Annotated in this window: 24 protein-coding genes and 1 riboswitch; of the genes, 12 read left to right on the top strand and 12 right to left on the bottom strand. The window is 70.1% G+C overall.

What is annotated here, in order from left to right; genetic code table 11:
- Position 1: 1 nt before the first annotated feature.
- The gene (locus C4T42_RS14660) at positions 2–754 is read left to right on the top strand and encodes a peptidase (protein WP_020093523.1); all 753 of its coding nucleotides are present in this window, start codon (positions 2–4) and stop codon (positions 752–754) included.
- A 58-nt stretch (positions 755–812) separates the two neighbouring features.
- Here C4T42_RS14660 and C4T42_RS14655 read toward each other — a convergent pair whose 3' ends face one another.
- Genes C4T42_RS14655 through thiO form a run of 4 tightly spaced genes read right to left on the bottom strand, consistent with a single transcriptional unit; the run spans position 813 to position 3704 of the window.
- Entirely contained in the window at positions 813–1469 is a 657-nt protein-coding gene (locus C4T42_RS14655; RefSeq protein WP_103985298.1) for a thiamine phosphate synthase, read from the bottom strand.
- Positions 1466–2269 carry a thiazole synthase gene (locus tag C4T42_RS14650; RefSeq protein ID WP_103985297.1) on the bottom strand — a complete coding sequence of 268 codons (804 nt, stop codon included), beginning with the start codon at positions 2267–2269 and terminating at the stop codon, positions 1466–1468. Before C4T42_RS14650 ends, C4T42_RS14655 begins: the two co-directional genes overlap by 4 nt.
- A 2-nt stretch (positions 2270–2271) precedes the next feature.
- Positions 2272–2484, bottom strand: coding sequence for a sulfur carrier protein ThiS (gene thiS, locus C4T42_RS14645; protein WP_103985296.1), 213 nt, complete (start codon positions 2482–2484; stop codon positions 2272–2274).
- Entirely contained in the window at positions 2481–3704 is a 1224-nt protein-coding gene (gene thiO / locus C4T42_RS14640) for a glycine oxidase ThiO (protein WP_103985295.1), read from the bottom strand. Before thiO ends, thiS begins: the two co-directional genes overlap by 4 nt.
- Before the next feature lie 64 nt (positions 3705–3768).
- A riboswitch (TPP riboswitch) is annotated at positions 3769–3897 on the bottom strand.
- A 233-nt stretch (positions 3898–4130) separates the two neighbouring features.
- On the opposite strand from thiO, the gene C4T42_RS14635 reads away from it, so the two are divergent.
- Together C4T42_RS14635 and C4T42_RS14630 are read left to right on the top strand one after the other, a co-directional pair.
- Positions 4131–4637: a TIGR02281 family clan AA aspartic protease gene (locus C4T42_RS14635; protein ID WP_244526933.1), complete on the top strand. Its 507-nt coding sequence runs from the start codon at positions 4131–4133 to the stop codon at positions 4635–4637.
- Positions 4638–5034: 397 nt separating this feature from the next.
- Positions 5035–6156, top strand: a complete 1122-nt coding sequence (locus tag C4T42_RS14630) for a glycosyltransferase (protein ID WP_244603205.1) — start codon at positions 5035–5037, stop codon at positions 6154–6156.
- 88 nt (positions 6157–6244) lie between these two features.
- Here C4T42_RS14630 and C4T42_RS14625 read toward each other — a convergent pair whose 3' ends face one another.
- The 4 genes from C4T42_RS14625 to C4T42_RS14610 form a co-directional block, all read right to left on the bottom strand.
- On the bottom strand, positions 6245–7504 hold the full coding sequence (locus tag C4T42_RS14625; protein WP_020093530.1) for an adenylate/guanylate cyclase domain-containing protein: 1260 nt from the start codon (positions 7502–7504) through the stop codon (positions 6245–6247).
- A gap of 76 nt (positions 7505–7580) precedes the next feature.
- Positions 7581–9563, bottom strand: coding sequence for an RNA polymerase sigma factor RpoD (rpoD, locus tag C4T42_RS14620; RefSeq protein ID WP_103985293.1), 1983 nt, complete (start codon positions 9561–9563; stop codon positions 7581–7583).
- Between the two features lie 198 nt (positions 9564–9761).
- Positions 9762–11651, bottom strand: coding sequence for a DNA primase (gene dnaG, locus C4T42_RS14615; protein WP_103985292.1), 1890 nt, complete (start codon positions 11649–11651; stop codon positions 9762–9764).
- 100 nt (positions 11652–11751) lie between these two features.
- Entirely contained in the window at positions 11752–12213 is a 462-nt protein-coding gene (locus C4T42_RS14610) for a GatB/YqeY domain-containing protein (protein ID WP_020093533.1), read from the bottom strand.
- Between the two features lie 192 nt (positions 12214–12405).
- On the opposite strand from C4T42_RS14610, the gene carA reads away from it, so the two are divergent.
- Complete coding sequence (gene carA / locus C4T42_RS14605) at positions 12406–13629, top strand: glutamine-hydrolyzing carbamoyl-phosphate synthase small subunit (protein WP_103985291.1); 1224 nt, start codon at positions 12406–12408, stop codon at positions 13627–13629.
- Between the two features lie 187 nt (positions 13630–13816).
- On the top strand, positions 13817–14194 hold the full coding sequence (locus C4T42_RS14600) for a hypothetical protein (protein WP_103985290.1): 378 nt from the start codon (positions 13817–13819) through the stop codon (positions 14192–14194).
- A 33-nt stretch (positions 14195–14227) separates the two neighbouring features.
- Here C4T42_RS14600 and C4T42_RS14595 read toward each other — a convergent pair whose 3' ends face one another.
- A complete protein-coding gene (locus C4T42_RS14595) occupies positions 14228–14617 on the bottom strand; it encodes a pseudoazurin (protein ID WP_103985289.1) in 390 nt (129 codons plus the stop codon).
- Positions 14618–14970: 353 nt separating this feature from the next.
- Here C4T42_RS14595 and carB point away from each other — a divergent pair, with 353 nt between their 5' ends.
- The 7 genes from carB to C4T42_RS14560 all read left to right on the top strand — a co-directional run bounded on the left by carB (position 14971) and on the right by C4T42_RS14560 (position 23074).
- Positions 14971–18444 (top strand): carbamoyl-phosphate synthase large subunit, encoded by a 3474-nt coding sequence (carB, locus tag C4T42_RS14590; RefSeq protein WP_103985288.1) that lies wholly within the window; start codon positions 14971–14973, stop codon positions 18442–18444.
- Positions 18445–18534: 90 nt separating this feature from the next.
- Positions 18535–19011, top strand: coding sequence for a transcription elongation factor GreA (gene greA, locus C4T42_RS14585; protein ID WP_170855149.1), 477 nt, complete (start codon positions 18535–18537; stop codon positions 19009–19011).
- Between the two features lie 4 nt (positions 19012–19015).
- Positions 19016–19516, top strand: coding sequence for a hypothetical protein (locus C4T42_RS14580; RefSeq protein WP_020093539.1), 501 nt, complete (start codon positions 19016–19018; stop codon positions 19514–19516).
- Between the two features lie 51 nt (positions 19517–19567).
- Positions 19568–20617, top strand: a complete 1050-nt coding sequence (locus tag C4T42_RS14575) for a mitochondrial fission ELM1 family protein (protein WP_103985287.1) — start codon at positions 19568–19570, stop codon at positions 20615–20617.
- 14 nt (positions 20618–20631) lie between these two features.
- Positions 20632–21612, top strand: a complete 981-nt coding sequence (gene trxB, locus C4T42_RS14570) for a thioredoxin-disulfide reductase (protein WP_103985286.1) — start codon at positions 20632–20634, stop codon at positions 21610–21612.
- Between the two features lie 269 nt (positions 21613–21881).
- Positions 21882–22772 (top strand): LysR family transcriptional regulator, encoded by an 891-nt coding sequence (locus C4T42_RS14565; protein WP_012317569.1) that lies wholly within the window; start codon positions 21882–21884, stop codon positions 22770–22772.
- Between the two features lie 41 nt (positions 22773–22813).
- Positions 22814–23074: a YARHG domain-containing protein gene (locus tag C4T42_RS14560; protein ID WP_056522408.1), complete on the top strand. Its 261-nt coding sequence runs from the start codon at positions 22814–22816 to the stop codon at positions 23072–23074.
- A 97-nt stretch (positions 23075–23171) separates the two neighbouring features.
- Here C4T42_RS14560 and msrP read toward each other — a convergent pair whose 3' ends face one another.
- The 3 genes from msrP to C4T42_RS14545 form a co-directional block, all read right to left on the bottom strand.
- Positions 23172–24125 (bottom strand): protein-methionine-sulfoxide reductase catalytic subunit MsrP, encoded by a 954-nt coding sequence (gene msrP, locus C4T42_RS14555; RefSeq protein ID WP_091680143.1) that lies wholly within the window; start codon positions 24123–24125, stop codon positions 23172–23174.
- A 161-nt stretch (positions 24126–24286) separates the two neighbouring features.
- Positions 24287–25978: an AMP-binding protein gene (locus C4T42_RS14550; RefSeq protein WP_103985370.1), complete on the bottom strand. Its 1692-nt coding sequence runs from the start codon at positions 25976–25978 to the stop codon at positions 24287–24289.
- Between the two features lie 153 nt (positions 25979–26131).
- Positions 26132–26863, bottom strand: a complete 732-nt coding sequence (locus C4T42_RS14545) for a hypothetical protein (protein WP_103985285.1) — start codon at positions 26861–26863, stop codon at positions 26132–26134.
- Positions 26864–26865 lie beyond the last annotated feature (2 nt).

Here is a 26865-nt window from a genome sequence, read left to right as displayed (position 1 = left end):
GATGACCTACTGCGTCGGTGTCCTGGTGGAGGAAGGGCTGGTCATGGTCGCCGATACCCGCACCAATGCGGGGCTCGACGACATCTCGACCTACCGCAAGCTCCACCATTTCAACGTGCCGGGCGAGCGGGTGATGATGCTCGCCTCCGCGGGCAACCTCTCGATCACCCAGTCGGTGCTCAGCCTGCTCCAGGAGGGCGTGCCCGGTGAGGAGGAGGGTGAGCCGCCGCAGAAGCTCGTCGAGGCGCCGACCATGTTCCAGGCGGCGCAGCTGATCGGCCGGGCCATCCGGCGGGTGCGCGCCATCGAGAAGGACGGGTTCGAGGCGGCCAATATCCGGTTCTCGATCTCGCTGCTGTTCGGCGGCCAGATCGGCACCGGCGAGATGCGGCTGTACCTGATCTACTCCGCCGGCAATTTCATCGAGTGCAGCACCGACGCGCCGTTCCTCCAGATCGGTGAACACAAGTACGGGAAGCCGATCCTCGATCGGGCGGTGAAGTACACGACCGACCTCTATGACGCCCTCAAGGTGAGCCTGGTCTCGATGGATTCGACCATGCGGTCGAATCTGGGCGTCGGCCTGCCGATCGACATCGCGGTCGCCCGCCGGAACGCGCTGACGCTCGAGGTGAACCACCGGATCGAGGCCGGCGAGGGCTACTTCCACGATCTGCGCGAGCGCTGGTCGGCGGCGCTGCGCGCGGCGCACCGGGCGATCCCGCGCCCGCCCTACGGACCGTCCAACGCCTAGGGCAACCACAGCATCGGCCGTCTTGCTCCGCGGCGCTCGCCGGGACGGGGGCAGATTTCTACGTGGCTGTCCGAGCCGCTGAAGACTCCGCTGCGCCCCAGGCCTCCAAGAGCGCCCGGGTCGCGTCGGCCGGATCCAGGGCGCGCATCGGGCCACCCATGACGGCGAAGCCCGCAGCCCCCGCCGCGCGACAGGCCCCGATCATCTCCGGACCGACACCGCCCAGGGCCACGATCGGCAGGCCCACCGTGCGTGCGGCGGCGATGCCCTCCGGTCCGAGAGCCGGTCCGTAACCGGGCTTGCTCGTGGTCGTGAAGATGGGGCTGAGGGTCACGTAGTCGGCGCCGGCCCGCGCGGCGGCCGCGGCCTCACGCGGCGCGTGCGCGGAAACGCCGATGAGCGCAGCCGCGCCCAGGGTGGCCCGCGCCGCCGCGATCACCTCCGGTCCCGAGCCGCCGCCGAGATGCACGCCGTCGGCACCGAGGGCGCGCGCGAGCGCGACATCGCCTCCGATCGTCAGGACGCCGTTCGCGGCCCGCACGCGCTCGGCCACGCGCGCGCCGAGGCGCAGGCGGGCATCCGCCTCCAGGTCCCTGTCGCGGAACCAGATCCAGCGCCCGCCGCCGTCGAGGACCGCCTGGACGGTCTCGGCGAGGGGCCGCGGATGCCCGTGCCGGTCCGTCACCGCGAGCAGCGGCGACGGCAGCGCCCTCACGAGCCGACGAGGCCGAGCTGCGGGCTCGACGGCTCGGCCCGGCCGCGGCGGGGGATCCGCCCGGCGCGGTGCGCGTCGCGCCCGGCCTCCACGGCCCGGCCCATGGCGCGAGCCATCCGCACCGGATCGTCGGCCTTGGCCACGGCGGTGTTGATCAGGCAGGCGGAGGCGCCGAGCTCCATGGCGATCACCGCGTCCGAGGCGGTGCCGATCCCGGCATCCACCACTACCGGCACCGTCGCCCGGCGGCAGATCAGCTCCAGGTTGGCCGGGTTGGCCACCCCCATCCCGGAGCCGATCAGGGAGCCCATGGGCATCACCGCGGCGCAGCCGAGATCCTCCAGGCGCTGGCACACGATCGGGTCGTCGTTGCAGTAGGGCAGCACGACGAAGCCGTCGTCCACGAGATGGCGGCAGGCCTCGATCAGCTCCATCACGTCCGGGTAGAGCGTCTCGCGGTCGCCGATCACCTCGACCTTGATCCAGTTGGTGTCGAGCGCCTCGCGGGCGAGTTCGGCGGTCATGATCGCGTCGCGGGCCGTTTCGCAGCCGGCGGTGTTCGGCAGGAAGCGCTTGCCCTTCAGGATCTTGACCGTGTCCGAGCCGTGGCCTTGGAGCGAGACCCGGCGGATCGAGGCGGTGACCACGTCGGCGCCGCTCGCCGCGACGGCGTCGCGCATGATCGCCTGCGTCGGGTAGCCGGCGGTGCCGATAAACAGCCGGGACGACAGCCTCACCCCGGCGATGGTCAGGCTGTCATCCCCGCCCTCGGGGCGCGGCGGCGTGTGACTCTGGTCCATGCTCAACCTCCCTGCATGGCGCGGACGATCTCGACCCGGTCGCCCTCCGCGACCGGTGTCTCGCCCCAGTCCCGGCGGCGCAGAACGCGGCCGTTCAGCGCGATGGCGACGCCCTGCGGGCTCTCGATGCCGCTCTCCTCCGCCTCCAGGCGGAACAGGGCGTCCACCGTCTCGACCGCGCAGTCGCGCGGCTCACCGTTGACGAGGAGTTTCATGCCGAGGCCCTCAGCGCTTCCGGCTGGCCGAAGCGCGCGCGGGTGAAGGGACGCGCCACCTCCGGCAGCGCGCCGCGCAGCACCAGCGCGGCAATCGCGTCGGCGGTGACCGGGGCGAGCAGGTAGCCGTTGCGGTGATGCCCGGTGGCGGCGACGAGGCCAGGGGCGATCGCGTCGAGGATCGGTGCGTCGTCGTCCGAGGTCGGTCGGTAGCCGCTCCACACAGCCTCCACCTCCATCTCCTCGATGCCGGGCAGCACCCGGCGGGCGCCCTCCAGCAGGGCGTAGAGCCCGCCCGCGGTGACGCCGGGACGGAAGCCGCAATCCTCCACGGTCGCGCCCACGACGAGCTGGCCGTCGCTCTTCGGGGCCATGTGGACCTGCTCGGTCCAGACCATCCGCGCCAGGGTACCGGTCCGGGCGGTGGTGCGCAGGGCCAGGGACTGGCCCTTCAGCGGGCGGACCGGAAGGGCGAGCGCGTCGGGCAGCAGGCCGCCCTCCCCGCTCCAGGCGCCGGAGGCGAGGATGACGGTCTCGGCCGCGACGACGCGGTCGCCGGCGCGGATCCCGGTCACGCGGCCGCCCGACCAGTCCAGGGCGGTGACGGGGGTCCGCTCAACCAGGATCGCGCCGGCGCGGCGGCAGGCCTCGGTGAGGGCGTCCATGACCAGACGGGGATCGACCTGATGGTCGAGCGGGCAGTGGATCCCGGCGGTGATGGAGGGGCGCAGGCCCGGCTCCAGGCGCCGCACCTCGCTGCCCGGCAGCCACGTGGCCTCGAGCCCCGAGCGGCGCTGCAGCTCGTAGCGGAAGCGCAGGCGCTCGACCTCGTCGCGGCCGACCGCCAGCACCAGGGTGCCGTCGGCGCGGTAGTCGATCGCGCGGCCGGACGCGGCCTCCAGGGCGTCGCGGAACTCGGGCCAGAGCCGCAGCGAGTCCAGGGCGAGCGGCAGCAGCGGATCGGAGCCCGGCTCGTGCTCGGCGGCCGGGGCCAGCATGCCGGTGGCCGCGAGGCTCGCGCCCGCCCCGATCGTGTCCCGCTCCAGCACCGTCACGGCGCGGCCGGCCCGGGCGAGGCGCCACGCGATCGACAGCCCGATCAGCCCGCCGCCGACCACGGCGACGTCCGTCCGCGCCGGAAGGGTCGCCGGCGCGACGCTGCCGTCCGGGTTGCGGCGGCGGCCGATCGGTGAGGCGGGTCGGTCGAGGGGCACAATCATCTCCGCGGATTGCCGTCGCGGAGATCGGGCCGTGCGCTTCGGTGAGAAGCTGTGGCCTGCCTTTCAGGCGGCCGCGGTCCAATCCCTACGCCGGTATGAGCCGGATCAGGTTCGAAGGATTTCCGCGCCGCAGGTCCTGACGGACGTGCCAGCGGTTTCTCAGCCCCTTGCCGGGGATCTCCCTGGAACAGACGCAGATGTGGCTCCCCGGCCGCTGCCGGTCAACCCCGCGCCGCGAGCATCCAGTCGTTCCCGCTACAATCCGCGGATCCCGGTGACGATCTGGACACCAAGCGGAGCGGAATCGGCGCGCGCGCCGCGGCGGCGACCGCGATCGCGCACCATCCCTTCACCGGTCTGGCATCTCATCACCGGGATTCCGGAACGTCTCCGGTCGCCGGCACTCCACGTCACGGGCGGACTCGCGTGCGCGCAATCCTATTGATCTGCCTGCTCGGCTTCCTCGGTGTCACGGCCGCCTTGAAGCTGCGCGACGGCATGAGGCCGGCGCCGGTGGCCCTCGCCGTCACGCCGCCGCCGGAGCCCGTTCCCGCAGTCGACGCCGCCGGTGTGGCTCTCCAGGCCGGGCGCAACGGCCACTTCTTCGTCAACGCGCTGCTGGACGGCCGCTCGCTGCCGATGATGGTCGATACGGGAGCGAGCGCCTGCGCGTTCTCCGAGGAGGATGCCGCGCGGATCGGGATCCGAGTTACTCCGGCCGATTTCACCCGCGTCTGGAACACCGCGAACGGCACGGTCCGCGTGGCGCCGATCCGGATCGCCATCGTGCAGATCGGATCGATCACGGTCCGGGACGTCGATGCGGTCGTGATCCCGCGCGGGCTCCTGTCGACGAGCCTGCTGGGCATGTCGTTCCTCAGGCGTCTGCGCGATTTCGGCATCTCCGGCAGCACGATGACGCTCAGGGGCTGAAGCGGCCGGAGATCGACGCTAATCTGTCTGGTCGAGGCGCGCCTGTGGCGGGCCCCGGGCCTGCACCACGGGATCGGCTGCGGGCCCAACGCCCGCGCCGATGACCTACGGCGTTCGGGCCTCGTGCCAGCCCGATGGCGGGTGTCTCCTGATCCGCTCGACCAGTCTATCGGTCGCGGGTATTTGCAGTCATAAGACTGTGAGCCGGAGTATTTATATATAACTGGCCGATTATATGTCGTTTCAGATATTTAATCCAAATTTTGCCGAAGGACATGTTTGTTTTGTCAGCGCATTCCAGCAATGCTAGGAGCGTTCATGACTGCGCATCCGACGCGTGAGCGCACGACGGGACGGCTTCGGTATGAAGAATCGCGGATCGACGATCTGTTTGTCCATGATCGTGAAGGACGAGGCCCACGTTATCCGGCGTTGCCTCGATTCTGTTCGTCCGATCATCGATCATTGGATCGTCGTCGATACCGGCTCGACGGATGGAACCCAGGATGTCGTCCGTGCCGCGCTCGCGGACATACCGGGTGCCCTGGTCGAGCGCCCCTGGGTTGATTTCGCCTTCAACCGGAACGAGGCCTTGAAACTCGCGCGGCGTCACGCGCAGTACGCATTGATCATCGACGCCGACGATGAGCTGATCATCCCGGCGGACTTCACGATGCCGAAGCTGCGTGCGCCCGGCTATCGGTTCGAGATCATCGACGCGCACACGCGGTACTGGCGCAACCAGCTGGTCAGCACCCGGGAGAACTGGCGTTACCGGGGCGTCCTGCACGAATTCCTCAGCTGCCCCGGCGTGACAGAGACACCGATCCTCCCCCTCGCGATGCGTCGGGGCGACGACGGTGCCCGCCACCGCGACGCGACGGCGGACGCGCGGGATATCGCCGTCCTCGAGAAGGCGCTGGCGGTCGAGACGGACCCCTTCATGATCGCCCGGTACACGATGTACCTCGGCACGACCTACGACGCCGCCGGCGAGTACCGGAAAGCGCTCGCCTGCTTCCTGAAGCGGGCCGATCTCGGCGGATGGGACGAGGAGGTCTATTTCAACTTGCTGATGGCCGCGGTGAACGCGGAGCGCCTCGACGAGCCGGAGGACAGGGTGCTGCAGCTCTACGAGCGCGCCACCGCAATCCGTCCGGGACGGGCGGAGGCGCGCCACGGGGCCAGCCGATTCTGCAGGCTGAGGAAGCGGTTCGCGGAAGGCTATCGTTACGCCGAGGCGGGCTTGGCTCTCGAGCTTCCGAGCGAGGGCATCTCCCTGAACCCGTGGGTCTACGAGTACGGCTTGCTCGACGAGTTCGCCCTCAACGCGTACCACAGCGGCCAATTCAGCGCCTGCGGACATGCCTGCCTGAAGATCCTCGAGCAGGCGCATGTCCCGCGGGAGGTCGCCATACGCGCCGGCGCCCTGGCCCGGGACGTGATGGCGCAGATGATCGATCCGGTCTGGGGTTGCCGGCACACACCCTACGCTATGCCGTTCGTGCCGACGTGGTGAACCCGCACCGCGCGGATCGGCTGCGGGCCTCAGATCTCGGCTTATCTCCGCGAGCGCCGCGTGACGTCGGGACCGATCAAAGGGCCGCTCAGCTGGACTTGCGCGGGCGCAGGAATTTCGGCCGGAACACCGCCATGGGCTCGTCGAAGCCGTTGAGCCGGTGCTCTCCCATTGGGATCGGGTCTCCCCAGAGGAAGTCCACAAAGGGCTTCGACATCAGCAGCGGCTCGCCGAGGGCGCGGTTCAGCTGCGCGATGCGGCTCGCGAGGTTCACGTCGCGGCCGATCACCGTGAAGTCGAGGCGTGAGCCGGACCCGACATTGCCGTAGGCGGCCTCGCCGTGGTGGAGCGCGATGCCGGCGGCCACCGGCACCGGGAACTGGTGCAGGGCGTTCGCCTCGTCGAGGGCCGCCAGGGCGTGCTGGGCCGCCGTGAGCGCGCCCTTGGCCGCGCCGCCCAGATCGTCGCCGGTTTCCCGGAAGATCGCCAGCAGGCCGTCGCCAAGATACTTCAGGACCTCGCCGCCCTCACGCTCGATCGGCGGCACGAGGCAGTCGAAGAACACGTTGAGCAGGCCCACCGCCTCCTCCGGCGTCATGTCGGCGGTGGTGCGGGTGTAGTCGCGCATGTCGGCGAACAGGATCGCCGAGCGGATCCGGGTCACCTGCCCGCGGCGGATGTCGCCGGCCAGGATCGCCCGGTGCGGCTCGTCGCCGACATATAGCCGGAGCACGTGATCGAGCTGCTTGTTGAGGACGCGCATCTCCATCACGGCCGCCAGCGCCGGCATGACGAAGCGGAGGATCGCGATGTCGTCGTCCCGGAACCCCTCGGGGGCCCGCGTGGCGAAGGTGATGCCGTTCTGCGTGCCGTTCGTGAAGAACAGGGGCGCCACGACGTAGTGGGTGTAGCCGCCCGCCTTCAGGTCGGGAACGATCGCGTAGGCGTCGTCCGGAGTCTTCGACAGGTCGAGTATCAGCCACTCGCCGGTCTCGTGGACCGTGTGGAACGGGCTGTTGAGGTACGCGTCCGTCGAGCGGGCCCCGTGGGGGAACAGCCGCACGGTGGTGCCGCCGTCGCGGGTCCAGATTCGGCCGACTCCGGCATATTCCGAGTGCAGGGTGTCGATCGCTGTGGAGGCCCGGTCCACCGGCACGCCGATCGCGATCAGGCGCTCGGCCAGCCCGGCCAGCATCTCCTCGGCGTTGGGCATCCGCGCGCCTTCGCCGAGCAGCCAGTCGCGGATGCCCACGGAGGGCTGGAGCGCGCCGAAGGGCACGTCGTCGGCCTCCGAGCCGTCCGCGAAGGCCGTCGGGGATCCGGGCGTTGGCGGGCGGCGTTCGAGCATGGCGCCAGACTGGATGCCGCGCGGCACCGAGGCAACGCGGGCGACGGGGAAGCGCCGCGCGGTCCGCGGCGCGGGCTCAGTTGTCCAGGAAGCTCCTGAGCTTCCGGCTGCGCGAGGGATGCTTCAGCTTCCGCAGCGCCTTCGCCTCGATCTGGCGGATGCGCTCGCGGGTCACCGAGAACTGCTGGCCGACTTCCTCCAGGGTGTGGTCGGTGTTCATGCCGATGCCGAAGCGCATGCGCAGCACGCGCTCCTCGCGGGGCGTGAGCGAGGCGAGCACGCGCGTCGTGGTCTCGCGCAGGTTCGACTGGATCGCCGCGTCGATCGGCAGGACGACGTTCTTGTCCTCGATGAAGTCGCCGAGGTGGCTGTCCTCCTCGTCGCCGATAGGCGTCTCGAGGGAGATCGGCTCCTTGGCGATCTTCAGGACCTTGCGGACCTTCTCCAGCGGCATGGCCAGCTTCTCGGCCAACTCCTCCGGGGTCGGCTCGCGGCCGATCTCGTGCAGCATCTGGCGCGACGTGCGGACGATCTTGTTGATCGTCTCGATCATGTGCACCGGGATGCGGATGGTCCGGGCCTGGTCGGCGATCGAGCGGGTGATCGCCTGCCGGATCCACCACGTGGCGTAGGTCGAGAACTTGTAGCCGCGGCGGTACTCGAACTTGTCGACCGCCTTCATCAGGCCGATGTTGCCCTCCTGGATCAGGTCCAGGAACTGCAGGCCGCGGTTCGTGTACTTCTTGGCGATCGAGATCACGAGGCGCAGGTTCGCCTCGATCATCTCCTTCTTGGCCTGCCGGGCCTCGCGCTCGCCCTTCTGGACCATGTTGACGATGCGGCGGTACTCGCCGATCTCCAGGCCCGTCTCCGAAGCGAGGTCGAGGATCTGCGCGCGCAGCTCCGCCACCTGCCTCGAGCCGCGCTCGACCAGGTTCTTCCAGCCCTTGCCGCCGAGCGTACCGACGCGCTCCATCCAGTTCGGGTCGAGCTCGTAGCCCTGGTAGTGGCGCAGGAACTCGTCGCGGGCCACGCCGTGGCTCTCGGCGAAGCGCATCAGCCGGCCCTCGTGGCCGATCAACTGCTTGTTGATCGAGTAGAGCTGGCCGACCAGCGCCTCGATGCGATTGTTGTTCAGAGACAGGGACTTCACGTCGGCGACGACGATGTCCTTCAGCTCGATCTGCTTCTGGTTCTGGGCCGGGGTATTCTGTTCGCCGGCGGCCTTGCGCTCGGTGCCCTCGATCTGGAACTTGCGCAGCTTGCGGTAGTTCGCGGCGATCGCGTCGAAGGTCTCGAGGACCCGCGGCTTGATCTCCGCCTCCATGGCGGCGAGCGAGACGTTGTTCTCGAGGTCGTCCTCGTCGTCGCCACCCTCCGGCGGCGCGGGCGGCTCCGCATCGTCCCCGCCATCCTCGCCCTCGGCGATCTGCAGCGCGTTCTTGCCGTCCGGGCCCGCGTAGGTCGCCTCGAGGTCGATGATGTCGCGCAGGAGGACCTTGCCCTCCACGAGCTCGTCCCGCCAGATGATGATCGCCTGGAAGGTCAGCGGGCTCTCGCAGAGGCCCGCGATCATCGCCTCGCGGCCGGCCTCGATGCGCTTGGCGATGGCGATCTCGCCCTCGCGGGACAGGAGCTCCACCGAGCCCATCTCGCGCAGGTACATGCGCACCGGATCGTCGGTGCGGTCGGTCGGCTCCTTGGTGGTCGTGGCGACCGCGACGGCGCGCGCCGGCGCGACCTCGGCGACCTCGCCGCCTTCGGCCTCCTCCTCCTCGCCGTCCGCGGCCTTCTCGCCCGCGGCCTCGTCGGTCTCCTCGGCCTCGACGACGTTGATGCCCATCTCGGAGAGCTGCGAGAGCACGTCCTCGAGCTGGTCCGGATCGGACTGCCCCTCGGGCAGGACCTCGTTGACCTCCTCGTAGGTCACGTAGCCGCGCTTCTTGGCGAGCTTGACCATCCGCTTGACCGAAGCATCCGTCAGGTCGAGGAGCGGCCCGTCGGTCTGCTGCTCGGGGGCAGCGTCCGTCTCGTCCCGTTCCGTTGCCTTCGTCGCCATGATCAGCCTATTGTTTCGCACGCGGCGCGTAGCGGAGGCCCCGATGAGGCCAGTCCACGCCGTCGGCGCCGCTGTATGAGATCGGCGCCGGATCGCTCCGGTCGCCGTGAGTCGTCGGTTTCCGTATGCAAGCCCGAGGCTTGACCGATTGTTAACTATGGCGGGACACGTCACCCCGCCACCGCCATGACACAGGCATCACACGGCCGTCGAGTCGCTCGACACCGGTGCATCGGCCTCCGCCTCGGCGGCGATGACGGTTTCCAGCCTCGCCTTCACTTCGCAGAGCCATGCCCACCCGGCATCGGTCGGATCGTCCTCAAACGCCTGCCGTGCTTCGCGAAGTTCGCTATGTAGCGCTCCTGCCTGCCGGTGCAAGATCATCGCCTGTCGGAGCGCGTCTGCGCGGTGGGCAGGATCGGCGTGCGGGGCCAGGGTCGTGCGGTCCCGCGAGCGGGCCAGGGCGAGGATTCGGTCGGCCGCCCCTGTGAGTCCAGCGCGATTGATGCGGTTCTGCAACACCTCGGGCGCCGTGTCCTCGTCCTCGGCCGCGCAGGCCAGCAGGACCGACAGCAGCGCCCGGGCGTCGGGATCGGCGAAGTCGAGCTCGGCCGCCTCCTCTCCGAACTCCGCCATCATCTCGGGATGGGCCAGCAGGGTGCCGACGATCACCGCCTCGCGCACCGGGGCGGCGCCCGTGAAGCCCGCCGAGGCCGTCACCGAGGGACTCGGGCTCCCGGTGATGCGCGGCGAGACGGGCTCGCCGGGCCGGGCGAAGCGCTGGCGTCCGCGCGGGGCCGCGCCGGCGGCGCGGTTGGCGCGGGGCGACAGGCCGCGCAGGCGCTCCTCGACATCGTCGCGGTAGTAGCGCCGCACGGTCTCGTCGCGGATCGTCGCGACGGTGGTGCGCAGGGTCTGGGTCAGGCCGGCGCGGCGCTCCGGCGTGTCGACCGGTCCCGCCTCGAGGGCGCGCCGCCACAGCAGCTCCGAGAGGGGAAGCGCGGCCGCGAGCACCTGGTCGATGGCCGTCGGGCCGCCCGAGCGCAGCAGGTCGTCCGGATCCTGGCCGCCCGGCAGCAGCGCGATCCGCAGCGAGCGGCCGGGCTCGAGGAGCGGCAGCGCGATGTCGAGGGCCCGGAAGGCCGCCCGCTGGCCGGCCTTGTCGCCGTCGAAGCACAGGATCGGCTCGTCGGCGTGGCGCCAGAGCAGCCCGAGCTGGTCCTCGGTGAGAGCGGTGCCCAGCGGCGCCACCGTCTCGGGATGGCCCGCGAGCGTCATGGCGATGACGTCGACGTAGCCCTCCACCGCGATGATCGAGCCGCGATCATGCGCGGCCTTGCGGGCGCCGTGCAGGTTGTAGAGCGTCCGGCCCTTGTGGAAGAGCGGCGTCTCCGGCGAGTTGAGGTACTTGGCGCGCACCTCCTTGGCGAGCGCCCGGCCGCCGAAGGCCACGACCCGGCCGCGGGTGTCGGTGATCGGGAACATCACCCGGTCGCGGAAATAGTCGTAGGGGACGGAGACCCCCTCCCCCGCCGCGAGCAGGCCGAGTTCGACCATCAGCGCCTTCTCGACCCCCTGCCCGGCGAGGTGGTCGCGCAGGGCGTAGCGCTCGCCCGGCGCGTAGCCGAGGCGGAAGGCCCGCTGCGTCTCGTCCCGCAACCCGCGCCGCTCGAGATAGGCGCGGGCCTCGCTGCCCTGGCCCGACCGCAGGCGCTCCTCGAACCAGCGCGCGGCCATCTCCATGACCTCGATCGCCCCGGCCCGCTTCTGCTCGCTGGCCCGGTTGTCCTCGGTGGGCGCCGGCAGGCTGACGCCGGCCTCGCCCGCCAGCCGCTCGACCGCCTCGGGGAAGCTGAGGCCCTCCGTCTCCATCAGGAAGGTGAAGATGTCCCCGTGCTTGGAGGACGAGAAGCAGTGGTAGAACTGCTTCTGATCGTTCACGTAGAAGGACGGCGTCTTCTCGGCGTTGAACGGCGACAGGCCGCGCCACTCGCGTCCGGCCTTCTTCAACTGCACGCGGCGGCCGACCACCGACGAGGCCGGCAGCCGGGAACGGATCTCTTCCAGGATGTGGGGCGGATAGCGCACGGGGCCTGGGACGGGTTGCGTGAACCCGCTCCTATAGCGCGAGAGGCGTGACCGAGTCCCTCACACGCCCGGAATCCGGTGGAGGATTGCGGGGAGAGGTTCAGCCCTTCGCCGCCAGCGCGGCCTTCACCAGGCCGCTCGCCTTGCCGAAATCCATGCGGCCCGCGAAGGTGCCCTTCAGGGCAGCGATCACCTTGCCCATGTCCTTCGGGCCGGCCGCGCCGGTCTCGAGGATCGCCGCCTCGACCGCGGCCTTCGTCTCGGTCTCGTCCATCTGCTTCGGCAGGAACGTCTCGACGATGGCGATCTCGGCGCGCTCGTTGGCGGCGAGTTCCGGCCGGCCGCCCTGCTCGTAGACCGCGGCCGATTCGGTGCGCTGCTTGATCATCTTCTGGAGCAGCGACAGGATCTCCTCGTCGGAGATCGGCTCCTTGCCGTTGCCGCGGGCCTCGATGTCCCGGTCCTTCAGGGCGGCCTGAATCATCCGGACGGTCGCCAGCCGCTCCTTGTCGCCGGCCTTCATGGCCTCCTTCATCTCGGTGGTGAAGCGCGCGCGCAGCATCTCGATGAACCTTCCAACGGTCGAAGCGGGGGGCTGGCCTGCGATTTGCGGGTGTTGAGCCCTGCCGGCAGCGGAGCCACATTGACCCCATCGCGGGCCGCTCGCTAAGAGCGCCGCACACGATCATGCCGCAAGCCGAGAGCGCCGCAACCCGGCGCCCGCCTTCGGCCGGACATAAGCGAGACTCAGCCCATGCTGCAAGACGCCGCCGCGCATGCCCCCGAGCCTCAGGCTCCCGAGCCCTGGGCCGAGCCCGTCGCGACGGCCCTGCTGGTGCTGGCCGACGGCACCATCCTGGAGGGATTCGGCATCGGCCAGACCGGCGTGGCCGACGGCGAGGTCTGCTTCAACACCGCGATGACCGGCTACCAGGAGATCCTGACGGACCCGTCCTATGCCGGCCAGATCGTCACCTTCACCTTCCCGCATATCGGCAACGTCGGCACCAACGACGAGGATCTGGAGAGCCTGGAGGCGGCACCGGCCTCGGGCGTCCGCGGCACCGTCATCGCTTCGGCGGTGACGAACCCGTCGAATTGGCGGTCCTCGTCGCATCTCGACGGGTGGCTCAGGGCGCGCGGCATCGTCGGCATCACGGGCGTCGACACCCGGGCGCTCACGGCCCGCATCCGCGACCAGGGCATGCCCAACGCCGTGATCGCCAACGATCCCCAGGGCAATTTCGACCGCGAGGCCCTCAAGGCCCGCGCGGCGGCCCTCGCGCCGATGGAGGGGCTGGACCTCGTTCCGCCGGTGACGAGCCGCGCGCCGTCGGAATGGTCCGAGACCGTCTGGGCGCTGGGCAACGGCTACGGCACGCGCGCACCCGGCGAGGGCCTCAGGGTCGTGGCCATCGATTACGGCGTGAAGCGCAACATCCTGCGCCTCCTCGCCCAGGCCGGCTGCGACGTCACCGTCGTGCCGGCCACCACGACGGCCGAGGAGATCCTGGCGCTGAAGCCGGACGGCGTGTTCCTGTCGAACGGCCCCGGCGACCCGGCCGCCACCGGCGCCTACGCGGTCCCGGTGATTCGCAAGCTCTTGGACCAGAAGGTGCCGACCTTCGGCATCTGTCTCGGCCACCAGCTGATGGGTCTCGCCCTCGGCGGCCGGACCGTGAAGATGGGCCAGGGCCACCACGGTGCGAACCACCCGGTGAAGGACAAGACCACCGGCAAGGTCGAGATCGTGTCGATGAACCACGGCTTCGCAGTGGATCCGGACAGCCTGCCGGAGACGGCCGTGGAGACCCACGTGTCGCTGTTCGACGGCTCGAATTGCGGCCTGACCCTCACCGACCGCCCGGCCTTCTCGGTGCAGCACCACCCGGAGGCCTCCCCCGGCCCGCGCGACAGCCACTATCTCTTCGAGCGTTTCGTGACGCTGATGCGCTCGGGCGAACCCGAGCGCGCCTGACGCGTCGTCTTCGCGAGCGCCGCGGAGCCGCGGCGCGCGGCCTTTCAGTCCTGCGTCCCGATCCCAATCGGGCCGCGGCGGGGCCATAAAATCCGCCAGATCGGACGGCTTAAGGGAGCCCACGACGGCCCCTGAACGGCGGCGCATCCGCGCCCGGCGACGGCGGCCCGTCGCAGGGGATTGCCGGATGACCATCGACGAGGCGCGCGACGATTTCTCCCGCCTGCACCGCAGCTTCACCTTCCATCTCGGCGTCGCCGCGGGCCTGTCCTGGCTGACCGCCCTCTACGCCGCCGTCTACGCCCCCTGGGTGCGCAACATCCGGGCGCTGATCGATCCGACCGGCGGCTTCGACCGCGTCGAGAGCACGGTGTCCTACCTCTTCGCCATGCCGGCGGTCCTCGCCCTCGCCTGGATCTCGGTCTATTTCGGCCGCGAGGCCCTGCGCCGCGCGCAGACGCTCTCGAACGTCGCCGTGGAGTTCGCGGCCGCCGCATTGGTGGCCTTCGGAGTGTTCTACCTCTCGATCGACCGGGCGGTCGCCGCGCTCCACGCCGGCTTCTGAGACGGATCGGGGCGGCCAGAGCCGCCCCGGCGCCTACTGGACCTTCTCGAACAGCGGCTCGAACCGCTTGGCGGCCAGCTTGTTCTGCGGCACCGCCCGGACCGCCTCCAGATTGTCGGGCTTGTCGCCGACTTGGACGAGCCCGACCATCCCCATGATGTAGTGCGGCGAGCACTTGATGCCGTAGAGGCCGGGCTTGTCGAAGGTCACGGCCTCCTCCTTGCCGACCACCGTCTTGAACGGCGCCGCGCCCTCGGGCGCCATCCCCTTGATCAACTCGGCATTGTGACCCTTGTCGGCCGGCACGAACCGCACCGTGTCGCCGGGCTGGATCTTCACGAAGGCCGGGTCGAAGACCATCATCCCGCCCGGACCGCTGTTCAAGGTCTTGATGGCGATCTCCGAAGCGTTCGCGCCCGTCATCGAGCCGATCAGAAGTATCGCGAAGAGTGTCGCTGGCCTGGGCATTTTCGGTCTCGAGCGATGATGATATCGATCGGCGCGCTGGCCGACCCATCGGAGCTTAAGGTCCGGCGTCGATTTCCTGCAAGAAATCGATGAAGTCTTGTGAGAATTTATAAATCCTCCAAATCGAAGGATCGGTGCCGCATCCATGCGCCGGGCGCGCGGCCAGACTGCGCGGTTGTCCCGGCCTTCCAATGCGCCCGTCGCCCGTGTAAACGCGGGGCTCAACGACATTCCCGCCACGCGCGTCCGGGAGCAGGGCTCACTCGAGCCGTGCCCGATCGGGCGCGCTTGGCCTGAGAAGGCCCACGATGCCCAAACGCACCGACATCTCCTCGATCCTGATCATCGGTGCGGGTCCGATCATCATCGGACAGGCCTGCGAGTTCGATTATTCCGGCACCCAGGCCTGCAAGGCGCTCCGCGAGGAGGGCTACCGCATCGTCCTGGTGAACTCGAACCCCGCGACCATCATGACCGACCCGGACATGGCGGACGCGACCTACGTCGAGCCGATCACCCCGGAGATCGTCGCCAAGATCATCGAGAAGGAGCGCCCCGACGCGATCCTGCCCACGATGGGCGGCCAGACGGCGCTCAACTGCGCCCTGTCGCTGCAGAAGATGGGCGTGCTCGCGAAGTACGGCGTGCAGATGATCGGCGCCACCGCCGAGGCCATCGACAAGGCCGAGGACCGGAGCCTGTTCCGCGACGCCATGACCAAGATCGGGCTCGACACCCCGAAATCGGCGCTCGCCAACGCGTCCGCCGCCAAGAAGGCGGACCGTCAGGCCTACCTGGCCGAGATCGCCAGGATCGAGGAGGCGAACAGCGATCCGGCGGCGCGCCAGGCCGCGCTGGCGGCCTACGAGAAGAGCTGGGCCGCGGGCGAGACCGAGCGGCGCAAGCGCTACGGTGAGCACGCGATCGGGCAGGCGCTGATCGCGCTGGCCGAGGTCGGCCTGCCGGCGATCATCCGGCCGTCCTTCACCATGGGCGGCACCGGCGGCGGCATCGCGTACAACCGCGAGGAGTTCCTCGACATCGTCGAGCGCGGCATCGACGCGTCGCCGACCAACGAGGTGCTCATCGAGGAGAGCGTGCTCGGCTGGAAAGAGTACGAGATGGAGGTCGTCCGGGACCGGAACGACAACTGCATCATCGTCTGCTCCATCGAGAACATCGACCCGATGGGGGTCCACACGGGTGATTCGATCACCGTCGCGCCGGCGCTGACGCTCACCGACAAGGAGTACCAAGTGATGCGCGACGCATCGCTGGCGGTGCTCCGCGAGATCGGCGTCGAGACCGGCGGCTCGAACGTGCAGTTCGCGATCAACCCCGAGAACGGGCGTATGATCGTGATCGAGATGAATCCGCGCGTTTCGCGCTCCTCGGCGCTCGCCTCGAAGGCCACCGGCTTCCCGATCGCCAAGGTCGCCGCCAAGCTCGCGGTCGGCTACACGCTGGACGAGATCGCCAACGACATCACTGGCGGCGCGACGCCGGCCTCGTTCGAGCCGACGATCGACTACGTCGTCACCAAGATCCCGCGCTTCGCCTTCGAGAAGTTCCCGGGCGCCGAGCCGACGCTGACCACCGCCATGAAGTCGGTGGGCGAGGCCATGGCGATCGGCCGCTGCTTCGCCGAATCGCTGCAGAAGGCCCTGCGCTCGCTCGAGACCGGCCTGACCGGCCTCGACGACATCGAGATCGAGGGGCTCGGCAAGGGCGACGACCACAACGCCATCAAGGCGGCGATCGGCACCCCGACTCCGGACCGGCTGCTCAAGGTCGCGCAGGCCCTGCGGCTCGGCGTCAGCCACGAGCAGGTCTACGCCTCCTGCAAGATCGACCCGTGGTTCCTCGAGCAGCTCCAGGCGATCATCGACCTCGAGAACCGCGTGAAGGCCCACGGCCTGCCGAAGACGGCCGGTGCCTTCCGCCAGCTCAAGGCCGCCGGCTTCTCGGATGCCCGCCTCGCGGTGCTGGCCAGGACCGACGAGGCCGCCGTCAGCGCGGCCCGGCGCGCGCTGGCGGTGCGCCCGGTCTACAAGCGGATCGACACCTGCGCGGCCGAGTTCAAGTCGCCCACCGCCTACATGTACTCGACCTACGTGGCGCCGTTCGCGGGCGCGGTCGTGGACGAGGCGGAGCCCTCGGATCGCAAGAAGGTCGTGATCCTCGGCGGCGGCCCGAACCGGATCGGCCAGGGCATCGAGTTCGATTATTGCTGCTGCCACGCCTGCTTCGCGCTTTCGGACGCCGGCTACGAGACCATCATGGTCAACTGCAACCCGGAGACGGTCTCGACCGACTACGACACCTCGGACCGGCTCTACTTCGAGCCGCTGACCGCCGAGGACGTGCTGGAGATCATCGAGACCGAGCGGCAGGCCGGCACCCTGCACGGCGTGATCGTGCAGTTCGGCGGCCAGACCCCGCTGAAGCTCGCCCGCGCCCTCGAGGCCGCCGGCGTGCCGATCCTCGGCACCTCGCCCGACGCGATCGACCTCGCCGAGGACCGGGACCAGTTCAAGCGGCTCCTCGACAAGCTCGCGATGAAGCAGCCGAAGAACGGCATCGCCTACTCGGTCGAGCAGAGCCGGCTGGTGGCCGAGACGCTCGGCCTGCCCTTCGTGGTCCGCCCGAGCTACGTGCTCGGCGGCCGCGCCATGGCGATCATCCGCGACGAGACGCAGTTCGCCGACTACCTGCTCGACACGCTGCCGAGCCTGATCCCCTCCGAGGTGAAGGCCCGCTACCCGAACGACAAGACCGGCCAGATCAACACGGTGCTGGGCAAGAACCCGCTCCTGTTCGACCGCTACCTGTCGGACGCGGTCGAGGTCGATGTCGACGCGGTCTGCGACGGAAAGGACGTGTTCATCGCCGGCATCATGGAGCACATCGAGGAGGCCGGCATCCATTCCGGCGATTCGGCCTGCTCCCTGCCGCCGCGCTCGCTCTCGCCCGAGATCGTGGACGAGCTGGAGCGGCAGACCAAGGCCATGGCGCTGGCGCTCAACGTCGTCGGCCTGATGAACGTGCAGTACGCCATCAAGGACGGCACGATCTACGTGCTGGAGGTGAACCCCCGCGCCTCGCGCACGGTGCCGTTCGTCGCCAAGGTCATCGGCGAGCCGATCGCCAAGATCGCGGCCCGGATCATGGCGGGCGAGCCGCTCGCGACCTTCGGCCTGAAGCCCAAGACCCTGCCGCACATCGCCGTGAAGGAAGCGGTCTTCCCCTTCGCCCGCTTCCCCGGCGTCGACGTGCTGCTCGGACCGGAGATGCGCTCCACCGGCGAGGTGATCGGGCTCGACGCCAGCTTCGGCGTGGCCTTCGCCAAGAGCCAGCTCGGCTCGGGCACCCAGGTACCGAAGGCGGGGGCCGTCTTCGTCTCGGTGCGGGATGCCGACAAGGCCCGCATCCTGCCGACCATGAAGCTCCTGTCCGATCTCGGCTTCACCATCCTGGCGACCGGCGGCACGCAGCGCTACCTCGCGGAGAACGGCGTTCCGGCAGAGCGGATCAACAAGGTTCTGGAGGGCCGGCCGCACGTGGTCGACGCGATCAAGAACGGCGGGATCCACCTCGTCCTGAACACCACCGAGGGGGCCGGCGCCCTGTCGGACTCGCGCTCGCTCCGGCGCGCGGCCCTCTTGCATAAGGTGCCGTATTACACCACTCTAGCCGGCGCGATGGCCGCGGCCGAGGGGATCAAGGCCTATCTAGAAGGCGATCTCAAGGTCCGCGCGTTGCAGGAATACTTCGCGGCCTGAACCTCAGGGTTCCGCTGACTTCATTTCATGGCCCGGGGAGAGTGCTGCACTCTCGGCCGGGCCTCTTCATTGTGGCGCGAGACGATGGCGATAGACAAGGTTCCGATCACGGTGCGCGGGCTGGCAGCCCTCGAAGAGGAGCTGAAGCACCGCCAGCAGGTGGAGCGCCAGCGCATCATCCAGGCGATCGCGGAGGCCCGCGCGCTCGGCGACCTGTCGGAGAACGCCGAGTACCACGCCGCCAAGGAGGCGCAGTCCCACAACGAGGGCCGCGTCCTCGAACTGGAGAGCATGATCGCGCGGGCCGAAGTGATCGACGTCACGAAGCTCTCGGGTGACAGGATCAAGTTCGGCGCCACCGTGAAGCTCGTCGACGAGGACACGGAGGAGGAGAAGACCTACCAGATCGTGGGAGAGCCGGAGGCCGACGTGCGCTCGGGCCGCGTCTCGATCACCTCGCCGATCGCCCGCGCGCTGATCGGCAAGGGCGTCGGCGACACGGTCGAGGTCACCACGCCCGGGGGCGGCAAGTCCTACGAGGTCGTCGCCGTCCAGTACGGCGGCTGAGCCGATGCGCCCGCGTACGTGGGGCCGGCTCGCCGGCCTGCTCCTCGGTGCCGTCGCGGGGTCCGCGGCGGCGAGCGACTTTCCGCCGACTCCGGTCTTCTCCGACGTCCGGGTCGACGTGCGGCCGCTCCTGAACAAGGGCGCGGGGCTGCAGGCCGAGGCGCTGGCCGGCGACCTGACCGACGCCCTGCGGAAGAACTTCGCCGGTCGGATCGGCGGCCGCGGGCCGCGCCTCGTCGTGGTCGTGACGAGCCTGTCGCTCCGGCCCTATGTCGGCAGCGGCTCCCTGCGCGGCCTGGGCGGCAATTTCGAGACCGACTACATGGAGGGCGAGGCGCTGCTCGTCGGGCCCAAGGGGCAGGTGCTCGGGCGCTACCCGCAGATGACCGCGACGCCGTCGAGCTACGGCGGCGCGTGGTACGATCCGCAATTCGAGCAGCGCCGGCTCGCCGCCATCGCCGACATCTACGCCCAGTGGCTCGCCCGCGACCTGCCGCGGGATTAGAAGGCGGCTGCCGGCCCCGGTCGGCAGCGTGGGGCGTATCCGGTGAGGAGCATGGCAAGCATCTACGTGTCGGAGGCGCAGAGCGCGCCGGTCAGCAATTCGGACCCGCGGCGCGAGCGCCTGCCCGAGCTCGCCCGCGCCCGCGCCTGGATCGTCACGGACGGCAAGGCCGGCGACGAGAACCAGTGCGTCGGCATCGCCGAGACCCTGGGTCTCGACTTCGAGATCCGGAAGGTGCCGGCCTCAGGACCATTCGGCTGGATGGCGCCCTGGGGGCCGATCGACCCGCGCGAGGGCCCGCGCCGCCGGGCCGGCGCCCTGTCGGGCCCCTACCCCGACATCCTGATCGCCTCCGGCCGCCGGTCGGTCCCGTACCTGCGGACCGTGCGGCGCGCGACCGGCGGCCGGACCTTCACGGCCTTCCTGAAGGATCCGCGGACCGGCGCCGACAGCGCCGACTTCATCTGGGTGCCGGATTACGACGATCTGCGCGGTCCCAACGTCTTCACCACGCTCACGGCGCCGCACCTCGTCACCGCGGCGCGCCTGGCCGCGGCCCGGGCCCGGCCGGATCCGCGGCTCGCGCGCCTCGACGGCCCGCGGGTGGCGGTGCTGGTCGGCGGCGACAGCCGTCACCTGAGCTACCGCAAGACCGACATGAACCGCCTCGTGAAGGATCTGCGCGGGCTGGCCGCGCAGGGCTGCCGGCTGATGGTGACGATCTCCCGCCGGACGCCGAACCCGCTCCGCGACGCCGTGAAGGTGCTCGCCGCCGAGACCGGGGGGTTCCTCTGGGACGGGAGCGGCGACAACCCCTACGTGGCCATGCTGGCGCTCGCCGAGGCGATCGTCGTGACCTCCGACTCGGCCAACATGGTCAGCGAGGCGGTGTCCACCGGCGCGCCGGTCCTGCTGTTCGACCTGCCGCGTACCTATATCCGGCATCGGCGCATGTTCGCCGGGCTGGCGATCGCCGGGGCGCTGCGACCGTTCACCGGTCAGTTGGCGGATCTGACGTACAAGCCGATCGACGCGACTCCGGTGATCGCCCGGGCGCTCGCCCACGCCTATGCCGCGCGCCGCGCGGCCGGACCGGCCTGAGGAGACCGAGACAGATGGCCCACACCCACGCCAAGCTCGTCATCATCGGCTCGGGACCCGCCGGCTACACGGCGGCGATCTACGCCGCCCGCGCCATGGTCGAGCCGCTGCTGATCTCCGGCTTCCAGCCGGGCGGCCAGCTCATGATCACGACGGATGTCGAGAACTACCCGGGCTTCGCCGAGGCCATCCAGGGCCCCTGGCTGATGGAGCAGATGCGCCTCCAGGCCGAGCACGTCGGTACCCGGATCGTCTCGGAATACATCACGAAGGTCGATCTCAAGCAGCGGCCGTTCCGCCTCGAGGCCGATTCCGGCGAGACCTACTCGTGCGACGCCCTGGTCATCGCCACCGGGGCGCAGGCCAAGTGGCTCGGGATCCCGTCCGAGGCGGCGTTCCAGGGCGGCGGCGTCTCGGCCTGCGCGACCTGCGACGGGTTCTTCTTCCGCGGCAGGGACGTCGTGGTGGTCGGCGGCGGCAACACCGCGGTCGAGGAGGCCCTGTACCTCGCCAACATCGCCAGCAAGGTGACGGTGGTCCACCGCCGCGACAGCTTCCGCGCCGAGCGGATCCTACAGGAGCGCCTGTTCAAGCACCCGAACGTCGAGGTGCTGTGGCACCGCGAGATCGCCGAGATCTGCGGCGTGCAGAAACCGGCACCGAACGTGACGCACGTCCGTCTCAAAGATCCGCGCTCGGGCGAGATCAGCGAGGTGAAGGCCGACGGCGTGTTCGTGGCGATCGGCCATCAGCCGGCGACCGCCATCTTCGAGGGGCAGCTGCCCATGCGCCACGGCGGCTATCTCACCGTGAAGCCCGGCACGACCGAGACCGAGATCCCGGGCGTGTTCGCCGCCGGCGACGTCACGGACGACGTCTACCGCCAGGCGATCACCGCCGCCGGCATGGGCTGCATGGCGGCGCTGGAGGCGGAGAAGTTCCTGGCCAATCTCGAGATCGGCGAGAGTCCGGTCCAGGCCGCCGCGGCGGAATGACGGCCGGACGGGCTTCCGCACCTCCCGCGCGAAGCCGTCGGGCCCGGCATTTCAACAAGTTCGCGCTGCTTATGCTTGCGCAGGACCATGCACCGTGTGCATAGGAGTGCTGACTGCGCCGGGATGCACCGATTGCATGCCCGCGCGGTGTCGGGAGCGGCCATCCGCGCCCGGCACCGCGCAGTTCGCCCGGTGATCTGCCCGCCGCTTCGCGTCCCTTCTCCACCCCGGGCGCGACCCGCGGGCGCGCGCTGGTAGGGGTTCTCGCCTTGGACTGGGACAAGATCCGGATCTTCCTCAACGTCGCGGAGGCGGGGAGCTTCACCAAGGCGGGTGACGATATCGGGCTCAGCCAATCGGCGGTCAGCCGCCAGATCAGCGCCCTGGAGCGCGAGCTCAAGGCGCCGCTCTTCCACCGCCACGCCCGCGGCCTCCTGCTCACCGAGCAGGGCGACCTGCTGTTCCGCGCCGCGCGGGACATGAAGCTGCGCCTGGAGAATACCCGGGCCCGCCTCGTCGAGACCTCCGAGCGGCCGACCGGCGACCTGAAGGTCACCACCACGGTCGGCCTCGGCACGTCCTGGCTGTCGCAGCGGGTCGGCGAGTTTCTGGACCTCTACCCGGACGTGCGCATCGAGCTGATCCTCACCAACGAGGAGCTCGATCTGGCCATGCGCGAGGCCGACGTGGCGATCCGCATGCGCCGCCCGGCGCAGCCGGACCTGATCCAGCGGCGGCTGTTCACCGTGCACTACCACGCCTTCGCCAGTCCGGATTACGTGAAGCGGTTCGGCGAGCCCAAGACCATCGAGGAGCTCGACGACCACCGCCTCGTCTCCTTCGGCGGCAACGAGCCCTCGTACCTGCTGGCCGCCCACTGGCTCGCCGATGCGGGCCGCGAGGGCCGCGAGCGTCGCCAGGTCCACCTGACGGTGAACAATATCGGCGCCCTGCAGCGCGCCATGGAGGCCGGCGCCGGCATCGGCATCTTGCCCGATTACGCGGTGGATGGCGGCCAGCAGCTCGTGCAGGTGCTGCGCGAGACCGAGATGCCGAGTCTGGAGAGCTATCTCGTCTACGCCGAGGAGATGCGCTCGGTCGCCCGGGTGCAGGCGTTCCGCGACTTCCTCGTCTCGAAGGCGCAGCGCTGGACCTACTGAGCATCCGATGGTTGGATCCGGCTCCTCACGGAGACGATTCGATGCGCGCTGCTCTCTACGCTCTGATCCTCGTCGCGGGCTCCACCGGCGCGATGGCGGATGACTGCGCGGAAGCTTGGTACCAACGCAACCTGATCTACAAGCAGGCGGGCTACTGCTTCAGCACGCCGCGGGCGATCCGAACCTTCGGCAACGCCGATTGCCGGTACGACGCCATGGATCGCGTGCCGCTCTCGCGCCAGGAGCAGGCGACGGTGGCGGATCTGCAGGCCTTCGAGCGGGCCCATGCCTGCCCGCGCTAGGCCGCGGACCGTCTACCTCGTCGGCCGGGCAGCGTAGGAGCCGCGTCGTCGCTGCGGAAGCCGCGCCAGCATCAGCGCGGCTCCGGCAGGCCCGTGCTCACACGAACAGGCGCTCGCCCTCGAGGCCCTTGTAGAGGCCGGCGACCTGCTCGCCGTAGCCGTTGTAGATCAGCGTCGGCACGCGCTGGTCAGTGCCGAGGACGCGCTCGGTCGCCTGGCTCCAGCGCGGGTGCGGCACGGCCGGGTTCACGTTGGCCCAGAAGCCGTACTCCGAGGCCTGCAGACCCTCCCAGAAGGTCTTCGGCCGGTCGGCCGTGAACGAGATCTTCACCAGTGACTTGGCCGACTTGAACCCGTACTTCCACGGCACCGCGACGCGGATCGGCGCCCCGAACTGGTTGGGCAGCGGCTTGCCGTAGATCCCCGTGACCATGAAGGCGAGGTCGTTCCCGGCCTCAGCCAGGGTCAGGCCCTCCGTGTAGGGCCAGGGATAGAAGAACGCCCGCTGGCCGGGCGCCATCGCCTTGTCCATGAACGTCTCGAAGCGGATGTACTTCGCGCCGGAGGCGGGCTTGGCCAGCGCCACGAGCTTCGCCAGCGGGAATCCGGTCCAGGGCACCGCCATCGACCACGCCTCGACGCAGCGGTGACGGTAGAGACGCTCCTCCAGGCCGACCTTCCGGATCAGGTCGTCGACGCCGATCTCGAACGGCTTCTCGACGAGCCCGTCGATCTTCAGGGTCCAGGGCTGCGTCTTAAGGGCGTTGGCCGCCGGCAGCACCGTCTTCGACGTGCCGAACTCGTAGAAATTGTTGTAGTCGGCGCTGAAGCGCTCCGGGGTCAGGGGGCGGTCGAGCGTGTAGGCGGGGTTCTGCGGCGCCGGGTAGAGCGGCTGGTCGCCCGCCGCCGCAAGGGCCGCGCGTCCGCCCAGGAGCGAGCCGGCCGCGAGCCCGGCCGCGCCGCCGATCAGGGCCCGCCGATTGAGGAAGACGGCCTCCGGCGTCGCCAGATGCTCCGGAATCTCCCAACCGCGCCTGCGCTTGATCAACATGGCCGTCTCCTCGGATCTTCTGCCTGCACAACCCACAGATCGGCCGCGGCCGACAGGGGCGCAAGCGCCGCAGCCTGACCTTTCGGCGAACGGCGCGCAGGAGTTACGCCGCCCGTGAGCGGCACCGGGACGCAGGCCGTCTTCCGCCGCGCGGGCGAGGCTCAGGCCGGCGGCGTCTCGTCGCGCAGCATCCGCCGCAGCACCTTGCCGACATTGGTCTTCGGCAGGGTCTCGTGGAGCACCACGCGGCGGGGAACCTTGTACCCGGTGAGCTGGGTGCGGGCATGCGCCCGCAGGATATCGGTGGAGACCGACGGGTCCTTCAGGACCACGTGGGCCACCACCATCTCGCCGGTCTCCTCGCTCGGCGCGCCGACCACCGCGCATTCGAGCACGGCCGGGTGGGCCGCCAGCACGTCCTCGACCTCGTTCGGATAGACGTTGAAGCCGGAGACGAGGATCATGTCCTTCATCCGGTCGACGATCCGGACCTGGCCGTCCTCCTGCAGGATCGCGACGTCGCCCGTCCGGAAGAACCCGTCCGCGGTCATCGCCCGGGCGGTCTCCTCCGGCCGGTTCCAGTAGCCGCGCATCACCTGCGGACCGCGCACGCAGATCTCGCCCGGCTGCCCGGCCGGGAGGGGCTCGCCGGAGATGGCGCGGATCGAGACCTCCGTTGAGGGCAGCGGGTAGCCGATCGTGCCGGAGAAGTCGCGCATGCCTCGCGGGTTGACGCACACGACCGGCGAGGTCTCCGACAGGCCGTAGCCCTCGATGATCGTGTTGCCGGTCAGGGCCTTCCAGCGCTCGGCCACCGCCCGCTGGACGGCCGTGCCGCCGCCGACCACGAAGTCGAGGTGGGCGAAATCCACCGTGCCGATCTTCGGATGGTTGATCAGCACGTTGAACAGCGTGTTCACGCCCATCAGGTGGGTGAAGCGGGTGCGGCTCAGGGTCTTGACCATGCCGTCGCAGTCGCGCGGATTGGGGATCAGCAGGCAGGAGCCGCCGCTGCGCATGAACTGGAAGAAGCACGCGGTGAGCGCGAAGATGTGGTAGAGCGGCAGCGCCGTGACCACGCAGCGCGCGACGCTCGGATCCTTCGAGTTGAACCAGAGCTGCGACTGCTCGACGTTCGCCATGATGTTGCGGTGGCTCAGCATCGCCGCCTTGGCGATGCCCGTGGTGCCCCCGGTATATTGCAGGAAGGCGAGATCCTCCGGGTCGACCGACGCGGACGCGCGCGGCATCGTCCGGCCCTGGCGGAGCACGGTGGCGAACGGGATCGCCAGCCTCTCCGGCAGGCGGAACGGCGGCACCGCCTTGCGGACGTGCCGGCTCGCGAGGTTGATCACCCGCCCCTTCAGCCCGAGCCCGTCGCCCGGACCCACGAGGACGACCTGCTCCAGGGCCACGTCGGGCAGCGCCGCGGCGATAGTGGCGCCGAAATTCTCCAGGACGATCAGGATCCGCGCGCCGGAATCGTTGATCTGCTGCACGCATTCCCGGGGCGTGTAGAGCGGATTGGTGTTGACCACCGTCCCGCCCGCCAGGAGGACGCCGAAGATCGCCACGGCGTAGGCGGGGACGTTCGGCAGCATGATCGCCACGCGGTCGCCCTTCGCCAGACCCTGCCCGCGCAGCCAGGTCGCGAGGTCGCGCGCCTGCTGGCCGAGGGTCGCGTAGGTCATGGTGGAGCCGAAGCACAGCATCGCCGGCCGGCCCGCGAAGGCGGTCACGCTGGTCTCGAACAGGTCGACCAGGGTTCCGAGGCCCGCGACGTCGATCTCCGCCGGCACGCCGGGCGGATAGAAGGGCAGCCAGGGCCGGTCGGAGGCCCCGCGGCCCGGCATCGCTCCGGCCGTGGCGGCTCGAGCGCCGTGCTCCATCACGTTCGCCTCATGCATCGCGATGCCTCCCGCGGGCCCGACTCTCGGGGGCCGAGTCCCGCAACGCCTGTCGCGCCGACTCTGCGGGAACGGAGGCCGCCCCGCAAGGCAGGGGGTTCAGAGGGCTGGACGATGCCGGCGCAATGTCGCCAGCACGGTGTGGGGCAGAGCCGCAACGATCAACAGGCCGGCGGCGAGCGCGGCTTCCTCCGGCCGCATCGCCCGCCGGGGCCAGGGGCCGACGCCCAGGTCCCCGGCGAGGCCGATCAGGATCGCGCCGAGCCACAGGGCCAGGAAGGCGAGCGCCCCGTAGCCGACCCGGCGCAGCCGCGGCCGCAGGGGCCGGTTGGCCGCGACCGCGAACACGCCGAGGACGCCGCCGAACGTCAGCGCGCCCACGGCTGCGCCGAGCCCGTAGGCCAGCCACAGCGGCTGGTGGGTGAGGAAGGCCATGCCCCCGGTGGCGAAGGCGCCGCGCAGGACGAGGCCGCCGAAGGTCGGGTAGAGCCCCGCGGCGAGGAGCGCGACCGTGCCCGCCAGTCCGAACACGATCCGGCGCGGCGCGGAGCCCGGGCCCGGGCCCGTCGCCACCCGCGCGAGGTGGCCGAGCCCGTAGACCAGCGCGAAGGCGAAGAGCGGGTAGCGGCCGATGAAGTAGCCGAAGATCCAGGGCTCAAGCGGCTCCGGCACGGCGTCGCGCTGGCTCAGGCCGGTCGCCGCGACGACCGCCAGGGCGGCCAGCATGGCGAGAATCGGCCCCGCCGCTGCCAGAAGGCCGCCGGCGCGGCCTCCGGACGTCCCGGCGCCTGGGCCGACCCGGTCGAGCGCGGCGTTGGCGTGTGCGGCCATGC

It is taken from the genome of Methylobacterium sp. 190mf (assembly GCF_900107945.1).
GTDB lineage: Bacteria > Pseudomonadota > Alphaproteobacteria > Rhizobiales > Beijerinckiaceae > Methylobacterium.
Note: the sequence above shows the minus strand (reverse complement) of the source record. Positions and strands in the feature narration are given on the sequence as shown.

Coding starts and splice junctions, on each gene's coding strand:
- C4T42_RS14650 (WP_103985297.1), bottom strand. CDS start 2,269: ATGGACCAGAGTCACACGCCGCCGCGCCCCGAGGGCGGGGATGACAGC.
- carB (WP_103985288.1), top strand. CDS start 14,971: ATGCCCAAACGCACCGACATCTCCTCGATCCTGATCATCGGTGCGGGT.
- carA (WP_103985291.1), top strand. CDS start 12,406: ATGCTGCAAGACGCCGCCGCGCATGCCCCCGAGCCTCAGGCTCCCGAG.
- C4T42_RS14625 (WP_020093530.1), bottom strand. CDS start 7,504: ATGCTCGAACGCCGCCCGCCAACGCCCGGATCCCCGACGGCCTTCGCG.
- thiO (WP_103985295.1), bottom strand. CDS start 3,704: ATGATTGTGCCCCTCGACCGACCCGCCTCACCGATCGGCCGCCGCCGC.
- trxB (WP_103985286.1), top strand. CDS start 20,632: ATGGCCCACACCCACGCCAAGCTCGTCATCATCGGCTCGGGACCCGCC.
- rpoD (WP_103985293.1), bottom strand. CDS start 9,563: ATGGCGACGAAGGCAACGGAACGGGACGAGACGGACGCTGCCCCCGAG.
- C4T42_RS14560 (WP_056522408.1), top strand. CDS start 22,814: ATGCGCGCTGCTCTCTACGCTCTGATCCTCGTCGCGGGCTCCACCGGC.
- C4T42_RS14610 (WP_020093533.1), bottom strand. CDS start 12,213: ATGCTGCGCGCGCGCTTCACCACCGAGATGAAGGAGGCCATGAAGGCC.
- thiS (WP_103985296.1), bottom strand. CDS start 2,484: ATGAAACTCCTCGTCAACGGTGAGCCGCGCGACTGCGCGGTCGAGACG.
- C4T42_RS14600 (WP_103985290.1), top strand. CDS start 13,817: ATGACCATCGACGAGGCGCGCGACGATTTCTCCCGCCTGCACCGCAGC.
- C4T42_RS14660 (WP_020093523.1), top strand. CDS start 2: ATGACCTACTGCGTCGGTGTCCTGGTGGAGGAAGGGCTGGTCATGGTC.
- C4T42_RS14575 (WP_103985287.1), top strand. CDS start 19,568: ATGGCAAGCATCTACGTGTCGGAGGCGCAGAGCGCGCCGGTCAGCAAT.
- C4T42_RS14545 (WP_103985285.1), bottom strand. CDS start 26,863: ATGGCCGCACACGCCAACGCCGCGCTCGACCGGGTCGGCCCAGGCGCC.
- C4T42_RS14595 (WP_103985289.1), bottom strand. CDS start 14,617: ATGACGGGCGCGAACGCTTCGGAGATCGCCATCAAGACCTTGAACAGC.
- msrP (WP_091680143.1), bottom strand. CDS start 24,125: ATGTTGATCAAGCGCAGGCGCGGTTGGGAGATTCCGGAGCATCTGGCG.
- C4T42_RS14550 (WP_103985370.1), bottom strand. CDS start 25,978: ATGCCGGGCCGCGGGGCCTCCGACCGGCCCTGGCTGCCCTTCTATCCG.
- C4T42_RS14580 (WP_020093539.1), top strand. CDS start 19,016: ATGCGCCCGCGTACGTGGGGCCGGCTCGCCGGCCTGCTCCTCGGTGCC.
- C4T42_RS14630 (WP_244603205.1), top strand. CDS start 5,035: ATGATCGTGAAGGACGAGGCCCACGTTATCCGGCGTTGCCTCGATTCT.